The sequence below is a fragment of the Vibrio ostreicida genome (genome assembly GCF_013074385.2).
In the GTDB taxonomy this organism is placed as follows: domain Bacteria; phylum Pseudomonadota; class Gammaproteobacteria; order Enterobacterales; family Vibrionaceae; genus Vibrio; species Vibrio ostreicida.
The window spans coordinates 662,997-687,964 of sequence record NZ_JABEYA020000001.1 but is presented as its reverse complement, the minus strand read 5'-3'; the positions used below and the strand labels follow the sequence as shown (position 1 = coordinate 687,964).

The 24,968-nt window shown below is 47.7% G+C and carries 21 protein-coding genes and 1 other annotated feature; of the genes, 13 read left to right on the top strand and 8 right to left on the bottom strand.

Annotation, left to right across the window (positions count from 1 at the left end):
• The first annotated feature begins 9 nt into the window (after positions 1 to 9).
• Positions 10 to 819, top strand: a complete 810-nt coding sequence (locus HLM86_RS02865; protein WP_076584843.1) for a PhzF family phenazine biosynthesis protein — start codon at positions 10 to 12, stop codon at positions 817 to 819.
• Between the two features lie 38 nt (positions 820 to 857).
• Here the strand turns inward: HLM86_RS02865 and rluB are convergent, their stop codons facing one another.
• From rluB to rnm, 5 genes are all read right to left on the bottom strand, one after another.
• Entirely contained in the window at positions 858 to 1,796 is a 939-nt protein-coding gene (gene rluB, locus HLM86_RS02860; RefSeq protein ID WP_076584845.1) for a 23S rRNA pseudouridine(2605) synthase RluB, read from the bottom strand.
• 188 nt (positions 1,797 to 1,984) lie between these two features.
• On the bottom strand, positions 1,985 to 4,336 hold the full coding sequence (locus HLM86_RS02855) for a bifunctional diguanylate cyclase/phosphodiesterase (protein ID WP_170882009.1): 2,352 nt from the start codon (positions 4,334 to 4,336) through the stop codon (positions 1,985 to 1,987).
• Positions 4,333 to 4,977 (bottom strand): cupredoxin domain-containing protein, encoded by a 645-nt coding sequence (locus HLM86_RS02850; RefSeq protein WP_076584849.1) that lies wholly within the window; start codon positions 4,975 to 4,977, stop codon positions 4,333 to 4,335. Before HLM86_RS02850 ends, HLM86_RS02855 begins: the two co-directional genes overlap by 4 nt.
• 111 nt (positions 4,978 to 5,088) lie before the next feature.
• On the bottom strand, positions 5,089 to 5,709 hold the full coding sequence (locus HLM86_RS02845; RefSeq protein WP_076584851.1) for an L-threonylcarbamoyladenylate synthase: 621 nt from the start codon (positions 5,707 to 5,709) through the stop codon (positions 5,089 to 5,091).
• Positions 5,710 to 5,799: 90 nt separating this feature from the next.
• Positions 5,800 to 6,651, bottom strand: a complete 852-nt coding sequence (rnm, locus tag HLM86_RS02840) for an RNase RNM (RefSeq protein WP_076584853.1) — start codon at positions 6,649 to 6,651, stop codon at positions 5,800 to 5,802.
• Positions 6,652 to 6,733: 82 nt separating this feature from the next.
• Between rnm and trpL2 the strand changes: the two genes are divergently transcribed.
• The 7 genes from trpL2 (at position 6,734) to trpA (ending at position 13,730) form a co-directional block, all read left to right on the top strand.
• Positions 6,734 to 6,859, top strand: coding sequence for a tryptophan operon leader peptide (gene trpL2, locus HLM86_RS02835; RefSeq protein ID WP_076584855.1), 126 nt, complete (start codon positions 6,734 to 6,736; stop codon positions 6,857 to 6,859).
• Positions 6,806 to 6,909, top strand: a sequence feature (Trp leader region). It overlaps the preceding gene by 54 nt.
• A gap of 129 nt (positions 6,910 to 7,038) precedes the next feature.
• Positions 7,039 to 8,604 carry an anthranilate synthase component 1 gene (locus HLM86_RS02830; RefSeq protein ID WP_170882010.1) on the top strand — a complete coding sequence of 522 codons (1,566 nt, stop codon included), beginning with the start codon at positions 7,039 to 7,041 and terminating at the stop codon, positions 8,602 to 8,604.
• 2 nt (positions 8,605 to 8,606) lie between these two features.
• A complete protein-coding gene (locus HLM86_RS02825) occupies positions 8,607 to 9,212 on the top strand; it encodes an aminodeoxychorismate/anthranilate synthase component II (RefSeq protein WP_170882011.1) in 606 nt (201 codons plus the stop codon).
• A gap of 10 nt (positions 9,213 to 9,222) precedes the next feature.
• The gene (gene trpD / locus HLM86_RS02820; RefSeq protein WP_170882012.1) at positions 9,223 to 10,221 is read left to right on the top strand and encodes an anthranilate phosphoribosyltransferase; all 999 of its coding nucleotides are present in this window, start codon (positions 9,223 to 9,225) and stop codon (positions 10,219 to 10,221) included.
• Between the two features lie 16 nt (positions 10,222 to 10,237).
• Positions 10,238 to 11,665 (top strand): bifunctional indole-3-glycerol-phosphate synthase TrpC/phosphoribosylanthranilate isomerase TrpF, encoded by a 1,428-nt coding sequence (gene trpCF, locus HLM86_RS02815; protein ID WP_170882013.1) that lies wholly within the window; start codon positions 10,238 to 10,240, stop codon positions 11,663 to 11,665.
• Between the two features lie 68 nt (positions 11,666 to 11,733).
• The gene (trpB, locus tag HLM86_RS02810) at positions 11,734 to 12,924 is read left to right on the top strand and encodes a tryptophan synthase subunit beta (protein WP_076584865.1); all 1,191 of its coding nucleotides are present in this window, start codon (positions 11,734 to 11,736) and stop codon (positions 12,922 to 12,924) included.
• Complete coding sequence (gene trpA, locus HLM86_RS02805; protein WP_170882014.1) at positions 12,924 to 13,730, top strand: tryptophan synthase subunit alpha; 807 nt, start codon at positions 12,924 to 12,926, stop codon at positions 13,728 to 13,730. Before trpB ends, trpA begins: the two co-directional genes overlap by 1 nt.
• Before the next feature lie 66 nt (positions 13,731 to 13,796).
• Here trpA and HLM86_RS02800 read toward each other — a convergent pair whose 3' ends face one another.
• Positions 13,797 to 14,294 (bottom strand): outer membrane beta-barrel protein, encoded by a 498-nt coding sequence (locus HLM86_RS02800; protein ID WP_076584869.1) that lies wholly within the window; start codon positions 14,292 to 14,294, stop codon positions 13,797 to 13,799.
• Positions 14,295 to 14,406: 112 nt separating this feature from the next.
• Positions 14,407 to 18,336 (bottom strand): ATP-dependent RNA helicase HrpA, encoded by a 3,930-nt coding sequence (hrpA, locus tag HLM86_RS02795; RefSeq protein ID WP_217702063.1) that lies wholly within the window; start codon positions 18,334 to 18,336, stop codon positions 14,407 to 14,409.
• Between the two features lie 339 nt (positions 18,337 to 18,675).
• Here hrpA and HLM86_RS02790 point away from each other — a divergent pair, with 339 nt between their 5' ends.
• From HLM86_RS02790 to HLM86_RS02780, 3 genes are all read left to right on the top strand, one after another.
• Positions 18,676 to 19,038 carry a VC1380 family protein gene (locus tag HLM86_RS02790; protein ID WP_170882015.1) on the top strand — a complete coding sequence of 121 codons (363 nt, stop codon included), beginning with the start codon at positions 18,676 to 18,678 and terminating at the stop codon, positions 19,036 to 19,038.
• Complete coding sequence (locus tag HLM86_RS02785; protein ID WP_170882016.1) at positions 19,035 to 20,942, top strand: metallophosphoesterase family protein; 1,908 nt, start codon at positions 19,035 to 19,037, stop codon at positions 20,940 to 20,942. The genes HLM86_RS02790 and HLM86_RS02785 overlap by 4 nt, the downstream gene beginning before the upstream one ends.
• Positions 20,943 to 21,019: 77 nt before the next feature.
• Complete coding sequence (locus HLM86_RS02780) at positions 21,020 to 21,469, top strand: tellurite resistance TerB family protein (RefSeq protein ID WP_076585950.1); 450 nt, start codon at positions 21,020 to 21,022, stop codon at positions 21,467 to 21,469.
• 33 nt (positions 21,470 to 21,502) lie between these two features.
• Here HLM86_RS02780 and HLM86_RS02775 read toward each other — a convergent pair whose 3' ends face one another.
• The gene (locus HLM86_RS02775; RefSeq protein WP_170882017.1) at positions 21,503 to 22,033 is read right to left on the bottom strand and encodes a 3'-5' exonuclease; all 531 of its coding nucleotides are present in this window, start codon (positions 22,031 to 22,033) and stop codon (positions 21,503 to 21,505) included.
• Between the two features lie 309 nt (positions 22,034 to 22,342).
• Between HLM86_RS02775 and HLM86_RS02770 the strand changes: the two genes are divergently transcribed.
• Entirely contained in the window at positions 22,343 to 22,963 is a 621-nt protein-coding gene (locus HLM86_RS02770) for a DUF2760 domain-containing protein (protein WP_076584879.1), read from the top strand.
• Positions 22,963 to 24,867: an Hsp70 family protein gene (locus tag HLM86_RS02765; RefSeq protein WP_076584881.1), complete on the top strand. Its 1,905-nt coding sequence runs from the start codon at positions 22,963 to 22,965 to the stop codon at positions 24,865 to 24,867. The genes HLM86_RS02770 and HLM86_RS02765 overlap by 1 nt, the downstream gene beginning before the upstream one ends.
• Positions 24,868 to 24,968: the final 101 nt, after the last annotated feature.

The following is a 24,968-nucleotide window of genomic DNA, read 5'->3' as shown; positions in this document are numbered from 1 at the left end:
AATTCACAAATGGAAGTAGAAATCTATCAGGTTGATGCTTTTAGCAATGAGGTCTTTAAGGGCAATCCCGCCGGCGTATGTGTGGTTTCTTCGCCACTGACCGATGCACAAATGTTAGCCATAGCGGGTGAAATGGCCGTTTCAGAAACCGCTTTTCTTCATTTACCTGATATGAATTTGAGATGGTTTACCCCTGAGGTTGAGGTGGCGTTATGTGGACATGGTACGCTTGCCGTTGCACATGTCCTCAAACAACAACAAAAGATTGCCCTTGGTGAAAGCGTGACCTTTAGCACTCTTTCAGGGCCGCTCAGCGTTGAAATCCGTCACTCATCTTATCACCTCAATTTCCCCCTCCCTAAGCTGGAAACGGGGTTACCCTTGCCACTAGACAAAATCCAAGCATTGGGTTTGTGCCGTGAGGCCGTTATTTCCTATTGTCGTTTCGATAATAAGGACCTGTTTGAGCTCGACAATGAACAGCGGGTTTATGAGCTTCGCCCTGATTTTTCAGCACTGACACAATTGGCGGGCAGAGGCATACTCGTGACCGCATCCAGTGATCGTGCCGACATTGATGTGATATCACGCTATTTTGCTCCTTGGGTAGGAGTGAACGAAGATCCTGTCACGGGTTCAGCCCATTGCGCTCTGGGCCAATATTGGGGTGCCAAATTGGACCAATCTCAGTTGCGCGCCTATCAGGCTTCGGCAAGGGGAGGATTTATTGATGTCGAAGTGCTCGACAACGATCGGGTCATCTTATCAGGGCAAGCGGTTACTGCATTACAAGGAGTCTTAACCTTGCCGCCACTCTAGGCAATAAAAAAGCAGCCATCGGGCTGCTTTTTTAATGGTTAACGTTGCTTGTTACGAGCACCTTGTTCGCCAGCGGTTTTGCGCGGCTTACGGCGGGACGGGTTGTTACTGCGACCTCCGCCAGTGTTGATACGCTCTTCATGACGTTTAACTGCTCGGCGGATTTTCTGGCTACGAGAGCGTTCACGCTTACGTGATGTGTTGGCTTTGTTTTCATCCAACATGGTTTGTTTTTCTGGGCCCATTTCAACCAAATCACGCAAGTAGTTCACTTGTTTAAGGTCAAGCTCCATCCAGCCACCGCGAGGCAGCTTCTTGTCTAAGAAGATATCACCATAACGAACACGTTTCAGTCGGCTTACAGTACAATCCTGCGATTCCCACAAACGACGAACTTCTCGGTTGCGTCCTTCATTGATGACCACGTAGAAGGTATGGTTCATGCCTTCCCCACCAGCGTAAACAACATCTTCAAAACGAGCCATGCCGTCTTCAAGTTTCACCCCGCTGACAAGATGACGAATTTTCTTTTCATCCACGTCACCAAACACACGAACCAAATACTCACGCTCTACCTGACGGCTGGGATGCATAAGACGGTTGGCCAATTCACCATCGGTAGTAAACAACAGCATACCGGATGTATTCGCATCCAAACGCCCGACAGAGATCCAACGAGAGCCTCGGATTTTTGGTAGACGATCAAAAACGGTCCGGCGACCTTCCGGATCATGACGAGTACAAAGTTCACCTTCTGGCTTGTAGTACGCCAATACACGACAAATTACGTCTTCCTGCACTTTTGCAGAAACGATGTGACCATCAATACGGATGACCGCACTGTCGTCTTCTAGTCTCTGACCAAGCTTAGCCACGATGCCATTGACACTCACACGACCCGCTTTGATTAAAGCTTCAAGTTCGCGTCGGGAGCCGTGACCTGCTCGCGCTAATACTTTCTGTAATTTTTCGTTCATTAGTCTACCTTTGTGTCGTCTTCTCAGACGTCGTTTCTATGTTTGCGACCCAAAATCGCGGTCGCATATTATTGCAAATTCTATGACACAACGCATGCTTTATTTTGTTATTGTCTGCCGCCTACACTGTAGCAAACACGTTAATGAATTGAGTGTTTTATAACATGTTACGGCGTCACTTAAATAAATCAGCCGGATTGTTGAATCGCGTTTTCGTTAGTCTTGTCATCGGTCCAGATTTGTTGATTAAGCTGCTGCAACCAATCCATTAATGCTTGTGCACTCAGTGGCCGACTGATGTAAAAACCCTGTGCGTAGTCGCATTTTCGCTGCTTTAACCAGTCGAGTGAGGCTTGATTTTCGACCCCTTCCGCCACCGTCTTTAAACCAAAGTGCTGCGCCAATTGAATGGTTGAACGAGCAATGATCTGGTCTTGCCTGTCGTTTGCTACGTTAAGAACAAACGATTTATCGATCTTTAGCTCATTGGCGGGCAATTGCTTAAGCTGAGAGAGAGAAGAATATCCCGTGCCATAATCATCAATGGATATGGATAGGCCCTGCTCAGACAGTTGACGTAAGATCATTAACGCATTATCTGGGTCTTCAGCCAGCGCACTTTCCGTCAACTCAAGGGTGACATCCCTATCTTGGCACTGATAGTGAGTCAAAAAGGCACGTACTTTGGTCGCAAAATTGCTCTGCTTCAAGTTCACCGCAGAGATGTTTATCGCCACCCCGAGATCATAACCCAACATTTTCCATTGATGTAAATGGTGTAAGGAATGGTCTATTACCCAGTCGGTCAAGGCATCGATCTGGCCGGTCGTTTCCGCAATATCAATAAATTCATCAGGAGGCACCATACCTAATTGTGGATGATTCCAACGTACCAGCGCTTCAACACGATCCACCTTGTTATTGGCTAGGTTAAGTTTGGGCTGAAAATGTAAGACAAGCTGATCTTGCTCTATCGCCTCTGTGAGCTCATGTGTTAATCGCACTCGGTTAATCGCACTTTCCGCCATATTCGCGGCAAATTCCACATTCGACAGCCGCCATTTCATCGCTTGCTGCAATGCGATGCCTGCGTTGTGCAGCAACTGACGTGCCGTTTCACCATGCTTGGGATACCGGCAGTACCCTGAAGCGGTATGCACTGTAACCGACAAACGTTGCAATTCAAATGTCCCTGCCAATGCTCGCAATACCACATTGATCGTTTCTTCGTCCGTTTCTTCTGGGTGACATTGGGTCAGCAGTGCGAACTCAGAGGAATCAAATTGATAAAACTGGGCCTGCTGTTCCAAGGCCAAAAGACGACTGGCCGTGGCGACTTGAAGTTCTTCACCCGTGTCGAGGCCGAGACTGTAATTGAGTTCTTCAAACTCCAATAGTCGAAAGCGAATCAAAAGAAACCCTTGGCAGTGCTGGCGAATCAGGCTTGATATGTCTTCGACCAACTTCTTCTTATTCGGCATTCGAGTCAGGTCCGAATGAAAAGCAAGATAGTTTAATTGGTCTTGCCGCTCACGGACCGCCTGATTCATGAGGTTAAATTCAAGCGCCAAAACACCAAGCTCGTCACGACGGTTGACGATGAGTTCACCACTGTCTTCTCCTCTGGCTATCTGCTGTGCTTTTTTGACCAAGGTTTGCAGCGGCTTAGCAATACTCTTCGACAATAAGAACGCCGCTAAAACTGAAAATCCGAATGTGATCACAACAATTAAAATCACATGAATCCAGCGTTTTTGAAGTGCCGCAAACAGATCGTCTCGGGACAGATATAAAGAAGCAATGAGCTTTTTGTTTTGTTTAAACCCAAACTCAACCTCCGTGGTGATGAGGTTGGCGCTGTCCGAAGGCGCTCCCTCGGTTAAGCGCTGTTCAGGATCAAGACTGCTGGCCAGGATACGCCAGCGGTTTTCTTTAAAATGGCCAATATCGACATTCATTCCCGTCAATAGTGCTAGTCTGTCGGCTAAAGCTTCGTCAATCGCAAACCCAAACCCTATCCAAGCCACAGATTCGGCGCCGCTTTGTACGGGCACCAACACCAATTGAAAAACCTCTCCCATAAACTCATACAAGATTGGCCGATCCGGATCTGGAAGACGGGATGTGTCCAGAGTAAAGGTGGTCACTTCCGTGTTAGCAATGGTGCGGTTAGTGTGTTTGTCAAAGACCAACTTACCAATAAACTCACCGTTCTTGTTGACCGCGATCGCCAAATCGGCAGCAATACGTTGACGATGGTTATTGAGCGCGACCAGAAAACTGCGCGTATCCTCGCGCAGGGCCTGCTTCAGTCCAAAGTCTTTGGCGACGGTTTGAGCAAAAACAGTGAGGCGCTGAGTTTGTTGATTAAATTGATTTTCAAAGACAACGCGTGCCGTATTGATCTGAATCTGGGCCAGCTCCTGCCTCTCTTCAGCATTGGACTGAAAAAAGGAATAAAACAGAATACTTTGCACCGCAATCAAGACCGCCAAAAAGGACAATAAGATCTGGGTTTGAATGCTTTTAACACGATTCATTGATATGACCCATAAAAATCAATTTTCTGAGTATTTTTTTGTTTGGGGATCGGCGACATCTTTTTACTCAACGTTAACTTCACTTGCCGTTCATTGGGCAGTGGGATTTGCAACGTTTCATTCATTTGCGGATGCCAAACCGACAAGGTGGCCTCATCAAGACGGTCAGGAATGTCTAAATCAACCCGTCCAGTTCTGCTCGTCTGGCCGTAATAGGGTGTGTTGACCACTTTAATGTAACCACTCATCCAATCGTGGATATTGCACCCCATCGCGACAGTACCTTGGCTGGAGAAGGTCTTTTCAATCCCAGCCTGAGTGGCGCGGATGACAAACGAGAAATCAAGCGGTCCCGTCAGAGCATAAATATGATGGGAGATGGTATCTTTATTCGTAAATACAACGGGTTCACCGACCTGAACCACTGAAATATAAGGGCTAAACGCCTGACCATCTTGAGCAATTTCTGGTGGTGATTTTTTGTCAACCAACGAACGATCCGAGGGAAGACTGGCTGAAGTGACGGTGACGACCGCTTGTTGGAGTGGCCGACCATTATTTTGAAGTACTGTCACTTCAAGTGGGGTCGCCAACGTACTGGAGATGTTCAGAAAACAAGCAAGAAAAAACCAAAGACGCATAATGTTGTTCTAAGTTGTGCCACATAACACTCAGCATAGCATCCAGTATCAGAGTTTGCGGCTGATCAGGGGAGAACACTCCCCTGATCAACAAAACAAAGGGCTCCGCCTTTATTCGAATGGGGCTGGGTCCCCCGCGCCGATGCGCGCTACGACGGTCTCATCATCACTGAAGTCAATCACAGTGGTAGGTTGCTCTCCCAAATAGCCACCATTGAGAATACAGTCAACCGCATGCTCCAGTTTGTCACGAATATCTTCTGGGTCTGACTCCGTCACATCACTGCCTGGAAGTATCAAAGATGTTGACATTAAGGGCTCACCTAACGCTTCTAACAGGTCAAGCGCAATACGGTTATCCGGCACGCGAATCCCTATCGTTTTGCGCTTCGCGTTCATCAAACGACGCGGCACTTCCTTTGTCCCTTTAAAAATAAAGGTAAATGGGCCCGGGGTATTGTTTTTAAGCAGACGAAAAGCGGTGTTGTCGACACGCGCGTATATCGATAGCTCTGATAAATCTCGGCACAGCAGAGTAAAATTGTGTTTCTCATCCAAGCGACGGATCTGACAAATACGCTCTAAAGCCTGTTTATTTTCCAACTGACAACCCAAGGCGTAGCCGGAATCTGTTGGGTAAATCACCACGCCACCGTTGCGAATGATGGCGACTGCCTGATTAATCAAGCGAGCCTGCGGGTTTTCTGGGTGAACGTAAAAAAACTGGCTCATTGTAATTCCTTATCACTGAGTCTTTCGACCCTTTCTTTCTAATATATTGATGGAAGACTAAACCCCAGCAAACTCGATACCTAAGCTCAGTTAATCGGTTTGAGGAGATTCAAGACCCCAATCTTTCCAAACGCCTTCGACGCCCGATGGCAGCCATAAATTTCGGCCCAACTCCATCCAAGGGGAAGGATAATGGAAATCACTGCCTTGAGAGGCTAATAGTTTGTATTGTATCGCATAATCAGCGAGGTTGCGTCTTTCTTGTTGGCCTTGCTGTGGTTGGGCGACTTCCATCGCATCACCGCCAGCTTCTACAAAGGCGGCCAGCAGACGTTTGACCCACTTAGCCGTTAAGTCATAACGCGCTGGATGCGCTAAAACAGCATGGCCACCGGCACGATGAATGGCGGTGACCGCATCGCTCATTGAGCACCAACTCGGTGGAACATACCCGGGGTTGTTGCGAGTCAGGTATTTTTTAAATACCTGTTGCATGTTTTTTGCGTAGCCATTGTCTACCAACCACTTAGCAAAATGAGCACGGGTAATTGGCGCATCTCCTGCGATGGCGCTCACTTCCTCAAGTACCCCTTCACGAGTGGCTTTGCTAAGGCGCTGAGCCATTAATTCGGCCCGACCTTGACGATGTTGCTTTTGCTGCAAAATTAATGCATTGAGCGGGGCTGACTCCGGATCAATATTCAGGCCAACGATATGAATATCTTTGTTTTGCCATACCGTTGATATTTCGATGCCATTGATGATCTTAATCGGCAGTTGCTTTGATTCAACGTACTCATGGGCAGCTTGTAAGCCATCAACCGTATCATGATCGGTAATCGCCAACACATCGATATTAAAACCGCTAGCGCGATCAACCAACTCGCTAGGCGATAATCGGCCATCGGATGCCGTCGTATGACTATGTAAATCAATTCTCATAAATATTATTTTTTAGTTGACTTTATACCCAAGTACTAGTTAACTAGTACACAAATAAACAGTCCCTGAATTAAGGCTCACTATGTTACAAGAAATCGTCCAAAATCAGAAAGCGATTATTGCTGTTACTTGTTCGAAAACTCGTTCAGTACAATCGATCTGGTGGCGCACTTGGACATGTTCTTGGTGGGCTGACTCATACATTTAATTTATCCCGTAAATGTTATCAAGCCCGCTTCATAAAGCGGGCTTTTTATTTTGTCTTGCGTTAAACATTGAATACCCCAAAAAACACAGATTAGCTCACATTCTGCATTGGGTGAATGTTTTCTTTGTGCGACTATGTAAGACAGGAAGTGCAAAAATTATAAATCAGAAGGAGGTCTTGTGAACAAGGCCATTGAAATAAAAAAATTGGGCACGTTGGATATTATTCAAACATCAGCGCCATATACCCAAGACCCCACACGTTTGTTTCACACCCTGTGTGAAAACAAGACAGATTGCTTGTTACTCGAATCGGCGGAAGTCGATTCAAAACAAGATTTAAAAAGCTTACTGATTATCGATGCAGCGGTACGTATTGTCTGCCATGGGCATCAGGTGACCTTGCGAGCCCTCACCCAAAATGGTCAGCACCTGCTAACCCACCTCACCCATAATATACATCCGCACATCCATCATCATTTTGATGATGACACCTTAACGTTAGAATTTACGGTACCCTGCGATGATTTAGATGAAGATGCTCGCTTGCAAGAAGCCTCGTCCTTTGATGCTCTGCGCTTAATACAGCATAGCTTTGATCTCAGCAAGCATCAGCAACACGCCTTGTTTCTTGGGGGGCTCTTTGCCTACGATATGGCGGCTAATTTTGAGCCATTAGGTGACGCCCAACCTTCAAATCAATGTCCAGACTACGTCTTTTATGTCGCAGAAACCCTGCTGGTCCTTGACCACCAGCGCAAGTCGTGCGAAATACAAGCGACCCTATTTGCCAATACTGAAGAACAACCTACTCTGACAAACAGGCTATCCGAGCTTCACCAACAATGCACCAATATCAAGCCGATGCCGCAAGCCGAAAAACGCGACGACGTCGCGGTCACAACCAGTGTCTCTGATGAACGTTTCTGCGAGATTGTCCGTGATTTGAAACGTCATGTGGTAAGGGGTGATATTTTTCAGGTTGTCCCCTCACGACGTTTTACATTGCCTTGCCCATCTCCGTTGGCCGCCTATCGACTGCTCAAGCAAAGTAACCCCAGTCCTTACATGTTTTACATGAAGGATACGCTGTTTACCCTGTTTGGCGCCTCACCCGAAAGCGCACTTAAATATGAAACTGGCACGAACCAAGTCGAGATTTACCCGATTGCAGGGACACGTCATCGAGGTAAGCACACCAATGGCAGTATCGATTTTGATCTCGATAGCCGCATCGAACTTGAACTGCGTAACGATAAAAAAGAAAATGCCGAGCATATGATGTTAGTGGATCTCGCGCGCAATGATATCGCACGAATTTCACAACCCGGCTCACGTCATGTGGCCGACTTCCTGAAAGTCGATCGCTACAGCCATGTCATGCATTTGGTGTCGCGAGTGGTTGGCCAACTCCAAGGAAACCTTGATGCCCTGCATGCTTATCAAGCATGCATGAACATGGGCACCCTCTCTGGCGCGCCCAAGATCCGAGCAATGCAACTGATACGCAAGGTCGAAAAGACCCGACGAGGCAGTTATGGTGGGGCCGTCGGCTATCTCACCGGCGAAGGCACTCTTGATACCTGTATCGTCATACGTTCCGCTTACGTCGAAAATGGCATCGCTCAAGTTCAAGCCGGAGCGGGTGTCGTTTTTGACTCACGGCCTCAGGCAGAAGCCGACGAAACCCGAGCTAAAGCACAAGCGGTGATCTCCGCGATTAAAATGGCCCACACGGAGTCTTAAACATGGCGAATATTGTATTTATTGATAATTTTGATTCGTTCACTTACAACCTCGTTGACCAATTTCGTTCTCTCGGACATCAGGTCAAGATTTACCGCAACAATATTGCCCCTTCAGTTATCCAAGCGGCAATTAATGAATTGGTCCATCCCATTGTTGTCCTCTCTCCGGGGCCGGGCGCTCCATCTGAAGCAGGCTCAATGCCGGAAGTCATACAACGTCTCAAAGGTAAAGTGCCCATGATCGGTATTTGTTTGGGTCATCAGGCGATCGTTGAAGCTTATGGCGGGACGGTTGCAGGCGCCGGAGAGATCGTTCACGGTAAATCGTCGATGATGGCTCATGACCATCACCCAATCTACGCCAACTTACCCTCTCCATTGGCGATTGCTCGCTATCACTCTTTGGTGGCGACCGAGGTCCCCGAATCTCTAACCATTACGGCCAAAGTCGACGGGCTAGTCATGTCGGTTATCCAAGAGCAAGATAGGGTTTGCGGCTTTCAATTTCACCCAGAGTCTATTATGACCACTCACGGGGCAACATTGCTTGCCAATGCCATTGCATGGACCTTAAATACCTCACATCAATCTGCCATCGCGCCTTAAGGAGAGTATTATGGAAGCGATCATAAATAAGCTTTACGAACAGCATTCTCTGACGCAACAAGAGAGTCAACAACTGTTTGATGTCATCATACGCGGGGAGTTGGATCCTATCCTTATGGCGTCGGTCCTGACTGCACTAAAAATAAAAGGTGAAACCCCCGACGAAATCGCTGGCGCCGCTCATGCACTGCTCGCGAACGCTAATCCTTTCCCACGCCCAGACTATGACTTTGCCGATATCGTCGGCACTGGGGGAGATGGCTACAATACCATTAATATTTCGACGACCGCGGCTTTTGTTGCCGCGGCATGTGGGTTGAAAATCGCGAAGCACGGTAACCGCAGCGTATCCAGTCAATCGGGATCTTCCGATCTTCTGGATTCCTTCGGGATCAATCTCTCGATGAGTGCCGAAGATTCGCGTTCTGCCATCGACAAACTTGGCGTGACGTTTCTTTTCGCCCCGCAATATCATGGCGGCGTTCGTCACGCGATGCCTGTCCGCCAGACAATGAAAACACGCACCATTTTCAATATCCTTGGGCCACTGATTAACCCCGCTCGTCCTAATATCGAACTCATGGGCGTATACAGTCAAGCGCTGGTCCGGCCCATCGCAGAAACCATGCTCCAAATGGGTTTAAAGCGCGCGGCAGTGGTTCATGGCAGCGGCCTTGATGAAGTCGCTATTCATGGAGAGACGCACGTTGCCGAAATCAAAAACGGGGTGATCGTTGAATACACCCTCACCCCTGACGACTTCGGTTTATCCTCTCATCCCCTCGAAGCCATTAAAGGCGGCTCGCCACTGGAAAACCGCGCAATCACGACCCATATTCTGACCGGGAAAGGCACTGAGGCTCAAGCAGGGGCGGTCGCCGTCAATGTCGCTCTGCTGATGCGCCTGTTTGGCCACGAAGACCTTGTCGCCAATACCGAAAAAGCCATGCAGGTGATGCAATCAGGGCAAGCCTATACGCTCGTTGAACAGCTGTCTCAGCACGCATAGAAATCAAGGAGTTAATATGACCCAGACACAAGATAAATTGTCCGCCCACATCTCTGTACAGGAAGCCCAAATGGCTGAAGTATTAACAAAGATTGTTGCAGATAAACGCCTCTGGATTGAAGACCGAAAACATTCTATGCCTTTAGAGACGTTTCGCGGCCAGCTGACACCGTCAGACCGTTGCTTTTATCAGGCGTTGAGCGGCAGTAAAACTCGCTTTATTACTGAATGTAAAAAAGCGTCTCCGTCGAAGGGACTCATTCGTGATGACTTCGACCTAGATTATATCGCATCAGTGTACAACAAACATGCCGACGTCATTTCGGTACTGACTGACGAAAAATATTTCCAGGGCCGTTTCGAGTTCTTACCACAAGTCCGTAATCAGGTCTCGCAGCCTGTGTTATGTAAAGACTTTATGCTTGATGCCTATCAAGTTTATTTGGCTCGTCACTATAATGCTGACGCGATTTTACTGATGTTATCTGTGTTAGACGATACCCAATATCAAGAACTCGCTGACACCGCTCATTCGCTTAATATGGGTATTTTGACCGAAATCAGTAACGAAGAAGAACTGCAACGGGCGGTTAAACTCGACGCTAAAGTCATTGGTATCAATAATCGCGATCTGCGCGATCTCACTACAGACCTCAATCGCACCAAGCTGTTGGCTCCGAAACTCAGCGCGCTCGCACCGCAAGCGACCATTATTTCCGAATCCGGTATTTATACTCACCAGCAAGTCCGGGATCTCGCGCACTTCGCCGATGGTTTTCTTATCGGAAGTTCTCTGATGGCAGAAAAGAATTTAGAGTGTGCGGTCCGTAAAGTCACCCTTGGAGAGAATAAGGTTTGTGGCTTAACCCACCCTGACGATGCCGCCAAAGCCTATCAAGCTGGAGCCGTGTTTGGCGGGCTGATTTTTGTCAACAAGTCTAAACGTTGTGTTGATTTGGAAACCGCGCGATTAACCATGAGTGGTGCGCCATTGCAATACGTCGGTGTGTTCCAAAATCATGCGATTGAAGACGTCTCGGATAAAGTCAAACGTCTTGGCCTATCGGCAGTCCAATTGCATGGTGATGAAGACCAACAGTATGTCAACACACTGAGAACGGCACTGGATCAGCACGTCGAAATATGGAAGGCGTATGGCGTTCGTGACGCCCTACCCATTCGGCTTGAGCACTCCGTCGACCGCCATCTGCTCGATACTAAAGTTGGCTCTCAAACAGGAGGAACCGGTTTGGTCTTCGACTGGTCGCTGATTGAAGATGGCGCCAATGTAATGCTGGCGGGCGGTATTTCACCGTTCAATGCACAAAAGGCAGCCCAACAAGGGTGTTTAGGACTGGATTTAAATTCAGGTGTCGAGGTGTCCCCCGGAAAAAAAGATGCCCTAAAACTGCAACAAGTCTTTGACGCTATTCGTCAATACTAGCTTGAATTAATTCACACAGATGTCTGGTGCGCCTTAGCCGTGCCAGACAGAAACAAAGGAATAAACACATGGCAAAACTTGATGCCTATTTTGGTCAATACGGCGGGCAATACGTCCCCCAAATATTGGTCCCTGCACTCGACCAACTAGAGCAAGCTTTTATCGATGCTCAGGAGGACCCAGAGTTTCGTAGCGAGTTTATGACTCTGCTTCAGGAATACGCTGGCCGTCCTACTGCTCTTACGCTCACTCGGAATCTCACCAAAGGGACCAAAACAAAACTCTACCTTAAGCGTGAGGATCTGCTTCATGGTGGCGCTCATAAGACGAATCAGGTCTTAGGCCAAGCCTTACTCGCCAAGCGTATGGGAAAACATGAGATCATTGCCGAGACCGGTGCAGGGCAACATGGGGTAGCAACCGCGTTGGCGTGCGCCTTATTGGGCCTCAAATGCCGCGTTTATATGGGAGCCAAAGATGTTGAGCGTCAAAGCCCCAATGTGTTCAGAATGAAACTTATGGGCGCAGAGGTGATTCCCGTACATTCAGGCTCTGCCACTTTAAAAGACGCCTGTAATGAAGCACTGAGAGATTGGTCTGCTACCTATGAAGACGCGCACTACCTGCTCGGTACCGCAGCAGGCCCACACCCCTTCCCGACGATTGTGCGTGATTTCCAACGCATTATTGGTGAAGAAACCAAGAATCAGATCCTCGCCCGTGAAGGGCGTTTACCCGATGCCGTGATTGCTTGTGTTGGCGGGGGCTCAAATGCTATTGGTATGTTCGCTGATTTCATTGAAGACGACGCCGTTCGTTTAATTGGGGTAGAGCCTGCTGGAAAAGGGATTGATACCGATCAGCATGGCGCACCATTACAACATGGAAAAACCGGCATCTTCTTCGGCATGAAGGCGCCACTGATGCAAGATGACAACGGTCAGGTAGAGGAATCCTATTCAGTGTCTGCCGGACTCGATTTTCCTTCGGTGGGCCCTCAACATGCTCACCTGAATGCCATTGGTCGCGCCGAATACGATAGCGTCACTGACGACGAAGCTCTGGAAGCCTTTCAGGAACTGGCTCGCAGTGAAGGGATCATTCCGGCGCTGGAGTCGGCTCATGCCTTGGCACATGCGCTGACTATGGCTCGAGAAAACCCTGAAAAAGATCAGCTCTTAGTGGTTAACCTATCCGGTCGTGGTGATAAAGACATTTTCACCGTTCACGATATCTTAGAACAAAAAGGAGTGATCTAATGAGTCGTTATCAAGCTATGTTCGAGCGTCTGAATAACCATCATCAGGGCGCATTTGTCCCTTTTGTGACGGTCTGTGACCCTAATCCTGAGCAGTCGCTTCACATTATGCAAACATTAGTCGAAGCCGGTGCCGATGCGCTCGAACTGGGCATTCCTTTTTCAGACCCGTTGGCAGATGGTCCGACGATCCAAGGCGCCAATATTCGCGCTCTAGAATCTGGCGCTACCCCAGAGATTTGTTTTGATCTGATTGCAAAAATCCGAGCTCAGCATACACAATTACCGATTGGCCTACTGATGTACGCCAACTTAGTTTACGCTCGTGGCATTGACAGCTTCTATGAACGCTGTGCTAAAGCAGGGGTAGATTCTGTGCTGATTGCCGACGTACCAACCAACGAAAGTGCTGAGTTCGTTGCCGCCGCAAAAAAATACGCCATTGAGCCGATTTTTATTGCGCCGCCGACCGCCTCAGATACCACCCTTCAGTCGGTTGCTGAATTGAGTGCCGGATATACCTACTTGCTTTCTCGATCCGGTGTGACGGGCGCGGAAACTCAGGCCAATATGCCTGTCGCCGATATGCTCAGCAAACTTAACCGCTTTAACGCACCACCGGCTTTACTTGGTTTCGGGATTTCGTCGCCAAGTCAGGTCGAGGAGGCAATTAAGGCAGGGGCTGCGGGGGCCATATCAGGCTCAGCCGTTGTCAAACTCATTGAAACACATACTGAATCGCCACAAGAGATGCTCAAACAACTTGCGCACTTTGTCTCTGAAATGAAGGCAGCGACTCAGAAGTAGTGTCACGCTTGAGCCGTTAGACAACAAAAAGCCCGGCTCAGAGCCGGGCTTTTTATTCACAGACGATTACAGGAAGTGGAACGTCGCGTTCAATGAGAAGTTCTTGATGTCGTCTTCTTTCATATTAAAGACGCTGTAACTTGCACCTAAAGAAATGGGGCCCATCACAAAATACTCAGCACCAACCCCATACATAACGTCGATCTCATCTTCATTGAAGCCACCATCAGCTTTAATGTCATAAGAATGCAAACCACCTTTTGCATAGATATGGAGTGGCCCAAAATCAAGGCTAGGCTTTGCGGCAAAATAAATAGACGATCCCGTTAGGTTAACGCGATTCAGGCCACCATACGTAACGTTATCGTACTCACCCAGATTCTGGTATCCCGCTTCTAGCGCCAAAATCGGTAAAATACCCGTACCAACATGGACATTATAAGAAGTGGTGGACTCACCGCCCAAATCCGCTTGACCTACACTTGCACTGCCGTAGATCCATGAATCGGCCGAAGCGGTTGCTGATGCACTCAATAGAGCAAGTGCGAGTAGTGTCTTTTTCATATTTAACCTTCTTTGTTTACCCCGGCATAACCCTGCCCGGCAGCATCATGCCTATATCAGTCAAAATTTTGTTACTATAGAACGCCGTTTAAATATAATGCAATTTACGTACCTAACAATGATCAATAGCATTTTTTATGCGTTTGTCTGAAACCGGATAAGGTGTACCCAATTGCTGAGCAAAATAACTGACTCGAAGCTCTTCAATCATCCACCGCACCTCTTTAACACTTTCAGGTACTGCCACCCCTTTAGGGATCTTGTTCAGTAATTCTTTGTAGTCCTGAGTCACTGATTCGACTTTTAGCATGTGCAGGCGATCTTTATTTGGGTCAATGGGCAGTTTTTCCATACGACGTTCTATCGCCTTCATATAACGTAAGATATCGGGCAAGCGTTGCCAACCACATTCGGTCGCAAATCCCTTGTATATCAAACTTTCTATTTGTGCTTTGATGTCAGATAAGGCAAACGCCATCGTGAAATCAATTTTGCCTTTTAGCTTTTTGTTAATACTAAAGGCTGTCGTCAAAATGGTTTCGACCTGCTGGGCAATATCGACCACCGTATCGCCAAGCTCTGCGCGCACGTGTTCTTTCAACTGTTCAAACTGCTCAGGTTGCCAAGCCAACCCACCTTTTTGCTCAATCAACTTATCGACACCACAGGCAATACAATCATCAATCAGGTCAAGTACTTTACCATAAGGATTAAAATACAAACCCAGCTTAGATTTGTTCGGCAAATGACTGTGAAGGTATTTGATGGGCGATGGAACATTGAGTAACACCAAACGCCGTTGGCCACCCTTCATCGCTGATATTTGTTCTTGCTCCGTCTCATAGAGCTTAATGGCCACACTGTCTTTACTGTCCACGAGTGCAGGGTAGGCTTTCACCTCATAGCCGCCACGCTTTTGCTGATACACTTTAGGCAACTCACCAAAGCTCCAAGTGTGCAAGCCCTGCTGCTCTATATCATCATCGGCCACTTTAGAGAGCGTCTCTTGAACCTTGTCTTTAAGGCTTTCTTTGAGTTCATGTAAATCTCGATGTTCCTTAAGCCTGCGGTTGCGGTGGTCCACCGCTCTAAACGTAACTTTGAGGTGATCGGGCACTTGAGCCATATTCCAGTTTTCTCGCAGAACCTCGGCGCCTGTCATGCGGCGTAATTCTTTTTCCAAGGCATCGAGTAACGGCATCTCCAAAGCGGTAGCTCGCGCCAAAAATGCATCCGCGTAATTAGGCGCTGGCACAAAGTTTTTGCGAATGGTTTTAGGTAGCGATTTAATCAGACTGACCACCAGCTCATGCCGTAAACCGGGAATTTGCCAATCAAAACCCGTTGATTCAACCTGATTTAGTATCGGCAGCGGTAAATGAACCGTGACACCATCGTTATCTTCTCCTGGTTCAAACTGATAGCTCAGTTTCAGTTTTAAGCCATTCTGGTGCCAGAAGTTCGGATAGTCCAAGTCTGTTACATGGCTCGCATCTCCTTTGAACAGCATTTCTTTTTCAAAATTAAGCAAGTCAGCGTTGGTTTTGGATTCCTTTTTCCACCATGTGTCGAAATGTTTTCCAGAGACCACTTCGGTGCCCACTCGCTGATCATAAAAATCAAACAATTCATCATCGTCCACCAAGATGTCACGACGACGAGATTTATGCTCCAATTCTTCGACTTCAAGCAGCAATTTACGATTTTGCCTGAAAAAGCCATGCTTGGTCTCCCACTCCCCCTCGACCAACGCGCTGCGAATAAATATTTCCCGACTCACCACAGCGTCAATGCTGCCAAAATTCACCAAACGTTGGGGAACGATCGCGATGCCATAAAGCATCACTTTTTCGTGCGCCATGACAGCAGCTTTCTTTTTAGACCAGTGAGGTTCGCTGTAACTGCGCTTAATCAAATGTTTGGCTAAAGGTTCAACCCACTCTGGCTGTATCTTCGCAATGACACGACCCCACAAGCGTGACGTTTCGACCAGTTCAGCGGAAACAATCCACTTGGGCTGCTTTTTGAACAACCCCGAAGCAGGAAAAATGTGAAAGCGGGCATTGCGCGCGCCTTGATAATCGTTCTTTTCCTGATCTTTGACACCAATATGCGACAGTAATCCGACCAATAAAGCGCTGTGAGTCGCTTGGTAATTAGCGGGCTCTTCGTTAAGCTTAAAATCCATTTCCCGCATCGATTGGTGGATTTGGAAGTAAACATCTTGCCATTCACGCACTCGCAAATAATTGAGATAATCTTGCTTACACTGCTTGCGGAATTGGTTACCAGACAAAGCCTTCTGCTGCTTCTGTACATAGTCCCAAAGATTAACGAAGGTTAAAAAATCCGACTCTTCATCAAAGAAACGCTTGTGCTTATCATCCGATGACTGCTGTTTATCACTCCGCCTTTCACGAGGGTCCTGAATCGACAATGCAGAGGCAATGATCATGACTTCTTTAAGTGCCCCATATTTGGGGGCTTCTAACACCATACGAGCCAAGCGAGGGTCAATCGGCAAGCGTGCCAATTGTTTGCCCATTGCCGTCAGGCGTTTTTTGGTGTCTTTGGATTTATCGCTCAGGGCACCTAACTCTTCGAGTAGCCGAACACCGTCTTGAATGTTGCGCTTGTCTGGCGCTTCGACAAATGGAAATGCTTCAATATCCCCCAGCCCAAGTGCCGTCATCTGAAGAATGACAGAAGCGAGGTTGGTCCGCAAAATTTCCGGATCAGTAAACTCTGGACGCAATTCAAAATCTTGCTCTGAATATAGCCGGATACAAATCCCTTCTTCGACCCGACCACAACGACCTTTACGTTGATTAGCGCTCGCTTGCGAAATGGGTTCGATTGGTAAGCGCTGTACCTTGGTTCGGTAACTGTAACGACTAATTCGTGCCGTACCGGGATCTATCACGTACTTTATGCCAGGCACCGTTAACGATGTTTCTGCGACATTGGTTGCCAATACAATACGACGCCCCGCATGTGGCTGGAAGATTTTATTCTGTTCACTGGCAGACAATCGTGCATAAAGCGGTACGATTTCCGTACTCTTGAGATTGCGTTTTTCTAGAGCATCTGCGGTATCTCTGATTTCTCTCTCGCCGTTCATGAAAATCAGGATGTCACCCAAACCTTCATCACACAGCTCATCAACCGCCTCAAAGATACCTTCTAGTTGGTCACGTTCAGCGTCGTCTTCGCCATGCAGTGGACGGTAACGGGTTTCTACCGGATAAGTACGCCCAGAAACCTCAACAATTGGGGCATGACTAAAATGCTTTGAGAAACGTTGAGGATCAATCGTCGCAGAGGTGATAATCACTTTTAAATCTGGACGGCGCGGCAAGAGCTCTTTCAAGTAACCCAGAATAAAATCAATATTTAGACTGCGTTCGTGCGCTTCATCAATAATGATCGTGTCGTATTGGTTTAGGTATCGGTCATGCTGGATCTCGGCCAGCAAAATACCGTCTGTCATCAACTTGATCTGAGTTTGTTCAGATATCTGATCATTGAAGCGAACCTTATAGCCGACAAACTCACCTAGCTTGGTTTCCATTTCTTCCGCAATACGGTTCGCCACTGAACGGGCGGCCAGACGGCGCGGTTGCGTATGGCCAATCAGACCAAACTGACCTCGCCCAAGCTCGGCACAGATTTTCGGTAACTGGGTGGTTTTTCCTGATCCTGTTTCGCCAGCAACAATCACCACCTGATGCGTTTCAATCGCTTTGGCAATGTCCGCCTTTTTCTGGCTGACAGGCAAAATAGCCGGGTAGTCGATGGTAGGCTGAGATTGTGACCGCTGCGCTACCGTCATCATCGACTTTGCGATGTCGAGTGCGATATCATCAAACGCGGCGTCACGAGAAACTTGATTGTGTATTTTGGTGGCACCCGATATACGTTTACTCAGGCGAAACCTGTCTTTGAGCATGCACTGGTTGAGCGCTGCCCGCAGAGATCCGGCGCTGTTTGTCTTTACTTTACCTTGCGAGGCTGATTTTTTTTCTGGCTGTGACGACGTCAAAGCGTTACCTATTCTTTTCACTACATAAAACTGCCACGGATTGTACCACAGACGACGAGGCAAATGTCCCACTCCGCACAGCAAATATTTCAAACGTGCCAAGCCTGCTTTTCTTGCTTTCCGTTGAAGCTCAGAGCCGAAGACGGATCGTAAACCCGTCTGTATTGGTTATTCAATTGTGAAAATATTTCGCCTTGTAATTCTCTCTTTTTATTGACGAATGTGTTTGAAATTTGATCGAAACTCGCAAATTGTGGCCAATCTACAAAGTTAATACTTATCTTTAAGTGCAATTCACCGTTACTATAAGAGTATCCGTTCGTTCAACGACCTAAGACTGTGAAAGTATCCGATTTAAAGACATTACTCGATTCGATTCCTGAAGGTCAGGACCCAAGCCTTGTGACTGGAGACGATTGGTTGCCAGAACGCTTGATACAGGCACGCCTCGACGAAGACCTTCTGTATCTGACGTTTGACAATGCGCCAGAGGATATTGGTGGCGACGAAGAAGCGCGAGGTTTTGTCGATCACGAAATAGAGATGATCCGTAATAGATTCAAGCAAATACTGGATGAAAATACCGATACAAAAACAAAAACCGATGCTATGCTGGCGCTGTTTCTTATGGGCCACGAACTATCGAGCTCTGAGATAATCGAATTAATGGAAGCACCTGAGGACCCAACAAAAAGTCAATGAAATCCGCACCTGAATTACCTTTCCTACTCGCTGGTCCACTATTAAGAAAATCAACCCCCAATGAACTGGTTTTTTGGTTGGTGACCAGTCGCCCACTTGAGGGCCGTTTTATTCTTAAGCACGCGGCGCAATCCAGTACTGTGTTTACTGACGACCTCAGTCATCACAAACCAGTTCAGCTTGGAACCCATTGCTTCGTCACACTGGCGCATTTTAAAGGGCAATTTCCCACAGATATTGCCCTGAGTTATGAGTTTGAAACACAACATGGTGCACTTAGCCAACGATACCCGCACCTTCTTTATGACGGAGAAAGTGAACTCGCCTTCAAAATCTCTACTCAAGCCGATTATATACTTCATGGTTCGTGCCGTAACCCACACCACCCGAGTAAAGATGCGCTAGCCAGCATTGATGAAAAGGTCTCCAATCAATCAATACAACAGCGGCCGGATATGTTGGTGATGAGTGGCGATCAGATATACGCCGATCACGTGGCAGGTCCCATGCTTGATGCCATACTGCAAACTATCAATTTATTGGGTTTACCTGACGAAATCTTGGAACACGCGCCGATATCTTCTGCCCAAGACTTGTATCGTCATCCTGATTGTTTTTATGGCCGAGAGAAGCTTCTCCCTGACTACGCTGACCCTGCATCACTGATCACAAAACTGTTTCCCAACCGACGTGTCCCTGTCTTCAGTTCGCGGGAGAATGAAAATCACCTCATCACCGTTGCTGAATTCTTTGCCATGTATTTGTTGGTCTGGTCACCGACACTGTGGCCTTGCCTTAACCTGTCGCGATTGCTCGACGAGGGTTTTACGCACGGTGGCCGAACCTTGTCCGCCAAGTGGCAGCAACAGTGGCAGCAAGATAAATCTGTGTTGGAGGACTTTATCGAGGGGTTACCCAACGTTCATAGGCTGCTCGCGCACATACCAACCTATATGATCTTTGATGATCATGACGTCACTGACGATTGGAACCTGACCGTGGGGTGGGAGAAAGCAGCGTATACCACCCCTTTTTCGAACCGTATCATTGGCAACGGTTTGATCGCCTATTGGCTCTGTCAGGGTTGGGGGAACGACCCCAATAACTTCAACCAAGATTTTTTATCGCTGGCTTTTCAGTATTTCGCGAGCCCAACGACCGAGAATCACGACTCGTTTATACATCACCTTTATCGGTTTGAAGAGTGGCATTTTACAATTCACACCTCGCCAAAGGTTGTGGTTTTAGATACCCGTACTCGTCGATGGCGTTCAGAATCCAGAATGGATAAACCGTCAGGGTTGATGGATTGGGAAGCCCTGATAGAATTTCAACAAGAATTGATGCATCAAGACAAGGTCATCGTGGTTTCTGCTGCCCCAGTTTTTGGCGTAAAGTTCATCGAAGCCCTGCAGAAGACCATGACTCATCTCAGACAGCCGCTGGTGATCGATGCTGAGAACTGGATGGCGCACCCAGGTAGCGCAAATACCTTGCTCAGTATCTTCACTCACACTAAAACGCCGACAAATTTTGTCATTTTATCGGGGGATGTCCATTATTCTTTTGCGTACGACATTAAACTGCGTTTTCGTCGTAACAGCCCAAATATTTATCAGATTACCGCCAGTGGCCTTAAAAATCAGTTCCCAGAACCCTTATTGGCGATATGTGACCATTTGGACAGGCTGCTTTATTCTCCCCGTTCACTGCTTAACTTCCTGACTAAACGTAAACGTCTCAAAGTCAAAAAGCGCAGTCCAAATACCCTAGGGTTGCGGCGCTTGGTCAATACCAGCGCGATTGGTGAACTTAGGCTCGATCCAAAAGGGAAACCGGAGCGAATCTCGATTCTCACAGGTGAGGGCCATGAAATCGACTTCCCTGAAATAAAAGAAAAGTAATGTTTCTGTCAAAAGGCTTGTACTCGCCGTGAATCATCACTATGAATAAAAGAAGTAATACAATGAAGGGACATGATATGTTGAATTCAATCACAACGCTGTTTAAGCAGCTTATCGATGGCGAAGATCTTGGCCGGAACCAACTGACCGACCCCAACCTTGCCATTGCCTGTTTACTGTGTGAAGTCGCCAGTGCTGATCATCAGATTGATGAAAGTGAAATTCGTGCAAAACAACAGCTACTGATACGGTTGCTTGACCTAAATGAAACAGACATCGAAAGCCTATTGAGTCAGGCTGAATCCAAAACCGACAACTCCGCATCGTTGTACGATTTTACCTCACAACTCAGAGAATTAAGCCAAGATAAGCGTTTCGAGCTGATCACAGCCATGTGGGAAGTCGCGAACGCTGATGGCGAAATAGACCCAATGGAAGAGGCCGTCATTCGTAAAACAGCAGAGCTACTCTATGTTGACCATAGTGAGTTTATCCGCGCCAAACTCTCAGTGGTTGACCTCAAATAATGCTCCAGCAGCTTCGTCGGTCTGTCGTCACGATTAAAGCATGGTCAATGCCAATTTCGCCAAGTTATAAGCATCAATGTAGCCAGAATGCTGCCGACCTTCCCATTCTATATTCTCGGCTTCTTGAGCGGCGCGGTGACCAATTCGTTTATCTTTAAGACGATGTTGAATACGATAAAGCGTCGCGAGATTAATGAACTCATTGAACGGCATTTCGATGCCTTTATCTTTGCACTCTTGCGCAAGTATTTTGTCATCTCGTCCCCAAGATGCGTAGATTTTTTTAGCGCCGCCAAAATTTTTCAGCATGGACTTAATCACATCGTCTAATGGCCTACCCTGCTTATCTATTTTGCGGGGCGTGATGCCAGTCAGTTGAGTACAAAACAACGAGATTTCGTCCTGTTGTGGCTGACAATAATACTGAGCACGTTTAACGATCTCCCCTTTGATTAGGTCAATTTCTGCCAAACCCACTTCTATAATCTCACCGGTTGTACCGACACCGTTTTCATTCCAACAGCACATTTCCAGATCGAAACAAACTATGCGGTTATGGTTCATTGCTCGCCTATGTTTAGTCTTGTTATTGAATCGCAAATTCTACCTTAGTCGCACAAAAAACTCGAACTCAAGCGCTTCAAGTGAACAGAGTTTCCCCAACTTTTACGTCCATATTATTGCGCCAGTACGCTGATTAACCTATCCGGAGATGGAAAGTGTCTAAAAACAAATCAATCAGGCGTAAGAAATGCGCTTTTCCGAGTGTCTGTTGACTTGAATATGGTAATATTTGCCCTAATTTAACCCAGTAATAATGACAGTAGCCATCAAGATATGATTGCTGTTCACACGATGATAAAGAGAAATGTCATGACATTTGATTTACAAATGATCCCACAAACGTTCGATATCCTTCATGCAGGTCTGACTGCATCCAGTTTACTCTTGCTCATGATCGCAGTATCACGCAAATCCAAAGTGGTTGAAAAGCCAGTCGAGACCATTGTCGAAATAGAAAAACCTGTCGAAAGAATTGTCGAAGTTGAAAAAGTTATCGAAGTTGAAAAGATCGTTGAAAAAGTCGTTGAAGTACAATCAAAACTTGCTACCGCATCAACGGATTCTGCAATGCAACTTCTCTCAATTATGCAACAAGAAGCCCGCCTCATCGATTTCCTTCAAGAAGACCTCACCTCTTTCTCAGACGAAGAAGTGGGCGCTGCCGCTCGAGTGATCCATAGCGGCGGACAAAAAGTGTTAAGCGAATACGTTTCACTGGAACCGATTCGCAATGAAGATGAGGAAACTCGCATCATCATTGAGGAGGGTTTCAATTCACAACATATTCGCCTAACAGGTAATGTCACCGGTCACGCTCCTTTCAACGGGACTCTGATTCACAAAGGCTGGAAAGCGCGCGCCGTTACGCTGCCTCAACTGGCAGAAAACTACGACGCTTCCGTGATTGCGCCTGCCGAGGTAGAGCTATAATGGACAATAACTATCGGGCTCCATCCGACGATCCCAAGTACAGTGTGGGTATCGACCTAGGCACGACTCACTGTGTGCTCTCTTATATCGATAGCTCTCGTGATGATGCGCGTGTGGAGGTAATGACGCTTCCTCAACTTGTCGCTCCAGGCACAGTGGAATCACATCAACAGTTAGGATCATTCCTGTATCAACCTCACCTGCATGAAATGAATTCAGCGTCTCGGGTGTTACCTTGGTCTTCGCAGCCGACCGCTCTGGTTGGAGCGATTGCGCGTAACTTGGGCAGTAAAACACCGATTCGATTAATCGCCAGCGCTAAATCTTGGCTGTGCCATGGTGGTGTCAATCGCCGTGAAGCCTTCCTGCCAGCAGGCAGTCCAGAGGACGTGGAAAAAGTGTCGCCATTGCGCGCCACAGAATTGTATTTAGAGCACCTAAAACAGGCGTGGGACCACGTTCACCCTGAACACAGTTTATCCACTCAGGATGTCACCATTACCGTCCCGGCCTCCTTTGACCCAGCCGCCCGTGATTTAACCGCAGAAGCGGCTCGTAATATCGGTCTCTCCCAACTAACGCTTTTGGAAGAACCACAGGCTGCACTCTACAACTGGATTGATAACAGCAATGACCAGTGGCGAGACCAAGTCTCCGTCGGTGATATTGTCTTAGTGGTCGACATCGGGGGCGGCACCACAGATTTGTCTTTGGTTGAAGTCACGGAAAATGATGGCAACCTGAGTTTTAATCGCATTGCGGTTGGCGAGCATATTTTGCTCGGTGGCGATAATATGGACCTCGCACTTGCCTACCGCCTTAAAATGAAACTCTCTCAAGAAGGTAAAGAGCTTCAGCCATGGCAGGTGCAAGCAATGACTCATGCCTGTCGTGATGCTAAAGAAGCCTTACTCAATGATAGTGCTCTTGCATCGGTTCCCATCGTCGTGCCGAGCCGTAGCTCCAAGTTACTCGGTGCAACGCTCAAAACAGAACTCACTCAGGATGAGGTTCAACAGACTCTGGTCGACGGCTTTTTGCCTAAAGTCGCCATCAGTGAGCACCCCGCTCAACGCCATCGCGGCGCGTTGACGCAAATGGGGTTACCTTATGCTCAAGACGCAGGGATCACGCGCCATATCGCGGCCTTCCTGTCGAAACAATCCCACGCATTGGACGGAGAGAATACGCCACCACCCAATCCGTTTGCAGGCTTACCGGGAATGAGCGCAGAGACATCAACAACAGCAAACTTCATCAAACCAACGGCTCTTTTATTCAATGGCGGCGTGTTAAAATCAACCCTGCTCGCCGAGCGTCTAAAAGACACCATCAACACTTGGTTACAGGACGCCGATTCAGTGCCAGCAACACGCCTTACTGGCGTGGACCTTGATCTCGCCGTCGCGGGCGGAGCCGCCTACTATGGCGCCGTGCGTCGTGGTCAAGGCGTTCGTATTCGCGGTGGTATCGCCTCTAGCTATTATGTGGGTATTGAAAGTGCTATGCCTGCTATTCCCGGTATGGCGGCTCCCATGGAAGCCTTGTGTGTCGCTCCTTTTGGCATGGAAGAAGGCTCCAGTGTTGATGTCCCAAGCCAGCCGTTTGGGTTGGTGATCGGCCAACCGGTTCATTTTCAGTTCTTTGGCTCAACCGTTCGACGCGATGATTCCGCTGGAACTCATTTGGATCACTGGGGGCCAGATGAGCTTGATCAGTTGCCCGAAATTCAGGTTACTCTTCCAATTTCAGACGGTCGCCGCGAAGGCGATGTCGTGCCTGTCACCCTCGCTGCAAAGGTGACAGAACTTGGTACGCTTTACCTTGAAGCGATTGCTGCGGATAACGGCCAAAAATGGCATGTTGAATTCGATGTTCGCGACAACCACACGCACGAAGATTGATTCGTTTACGGCATCCCATGGGTGCCGTCACTTTCTTCTTTACTTTCACTAATACAAGCGCTGGGTAACCGCACTCAAACGCCCGTATTATCCACTCGTCT

What these genes read in the sequence shown, in the direction of transcription:
- HLM86_RS02865 (WP_076584843.1), top strand. Translation starts at nt 10, where the DNA reads ATGGAAGTAGAAATCTATCAGGTTGATGCTTTTAGCAATGAGGTCTTT.
- rluB (WP_076584845.1), bottom strand. Translation starts at nt 1,796, where the DNA reads ATGAACGAAAAATTACAGAAAGTATTAGCGCGAGCAGGTCACGGCTCC.
- HLM86_RS02855 (WP_170882009.1), bottom strand. Translation starts at nt 4,336, where the DNA reads ATGAATCGTGTTAAAAGCATTCAAACCCAGATCTTATTGTCCTTTTTG.
- HLM86_RS02850 (WP_076584849.1), bottom strand. Translation starts at nt 4,977, where the DNA reads ATGCGTCTTTGGTTTTTTCTTGCTTGTTTTCTGAACATCTCCAGTACG.
- HLM86_RS02845 (WP_076584851.1), bottom strand. Translation starts at nt 5,709, where the DNA reads ATGAGCCAGTTTTTTTACGTTCACCCAGAAAACCCGCAGGCTCGCTTG.
- rnm (WP_076584853.1), bottom strand. Translation starts at nt 6,651, where the DNA reads ATGAGAATTGATTTACATAGTCATACGACGGCATCCGATGGCCGATTA.
- trpL2 (WP_076584855.1), top strand. Translation starts at nt 6,734, where the DNA reads ATGTTACAAGAAATCGTCCAAAATCAGAAAGCGATTATTGCTGTTACT.
- HLM86_RS02825 (WP_170882011.1), top strand. Translation starts at nt 8,607, where the DNA reads ATGGCGAATATTGTATTTATTGATAATTTTGATTCGTTCACTTACAAC.
- trpD (WP_170882012.1), top strand. Translation starts at nt 9,223, where the DNA reads ATGGAAGCGATCATAAATAAGCTTTACGAACAGCATTCTCTGACGCAA.
- trpCF (WP_170882013.1), top strand. Translation starts at nt 10,238, where the DNA reads ATGACCCAGACACAAGATAAATTGTCCGCCCACATCTCTGTACAGGAA.
- trpB (WP_076584865.1), top strand. Translation starts at nt 11,734, where the DNA reads ATGGCAAAACTTGATGCCTATTTTGGTCAATACGGCGGGCAATACGTC.
- trpA (WP_170882014.1), top strand. Translation starts at nt 12,924, where the DNA reads ATGAGTCGTTATCAAGCTATGTTCGAGCGTCTGAATAACCATCATCAG.
- HLM86_RS02800 (WP_076584869.1), bottom strand. Translation starts at nt 14,294, where the DNA reads ATGAAAAAGACACTACTCGCACTTGCTCTATTGAGTGCATCAGCAACC.
- HLM86_RS02785 (WP_170882016.1), top strand. Translation starts at nt 19,035, where the DNA reads ATGAAATCCGCACCTGAATTACCTTTCCTACTCGCTGGTCCACTATTA.
- HLM86_RS02780 (WP_076585950.1), top strand. Translation starts at nt 21,020, where the DNA reads ATGTTGAATTCAATCACAACGCTGTTTAAGCAGCTTATCGATGGCGAA.
- HLM86_RS02775 (WP_170882017.1), bottom strand. Translation starts at nt 22,033, where the DNA reads ATGAACCATAACCGCATAGTTTGTTTCGATCTGGAAATGTGCTGTTGG.
- HLM86_RS02770 (WP_076584879.1), top strand. Translation starts at nt 22,343, where the DNA reads ATGACATTTGATTTACAAATGATCCCACAAACGTTCGATATCCTTCAT.
- HLM86_RS02765 (WP_076584881.1), top strand. Translation starts at nt 22,963, where the DNA reads ATGGACAATAACTATCGGGCTCCATCCGACGATCCCAAGTACAGTGTG.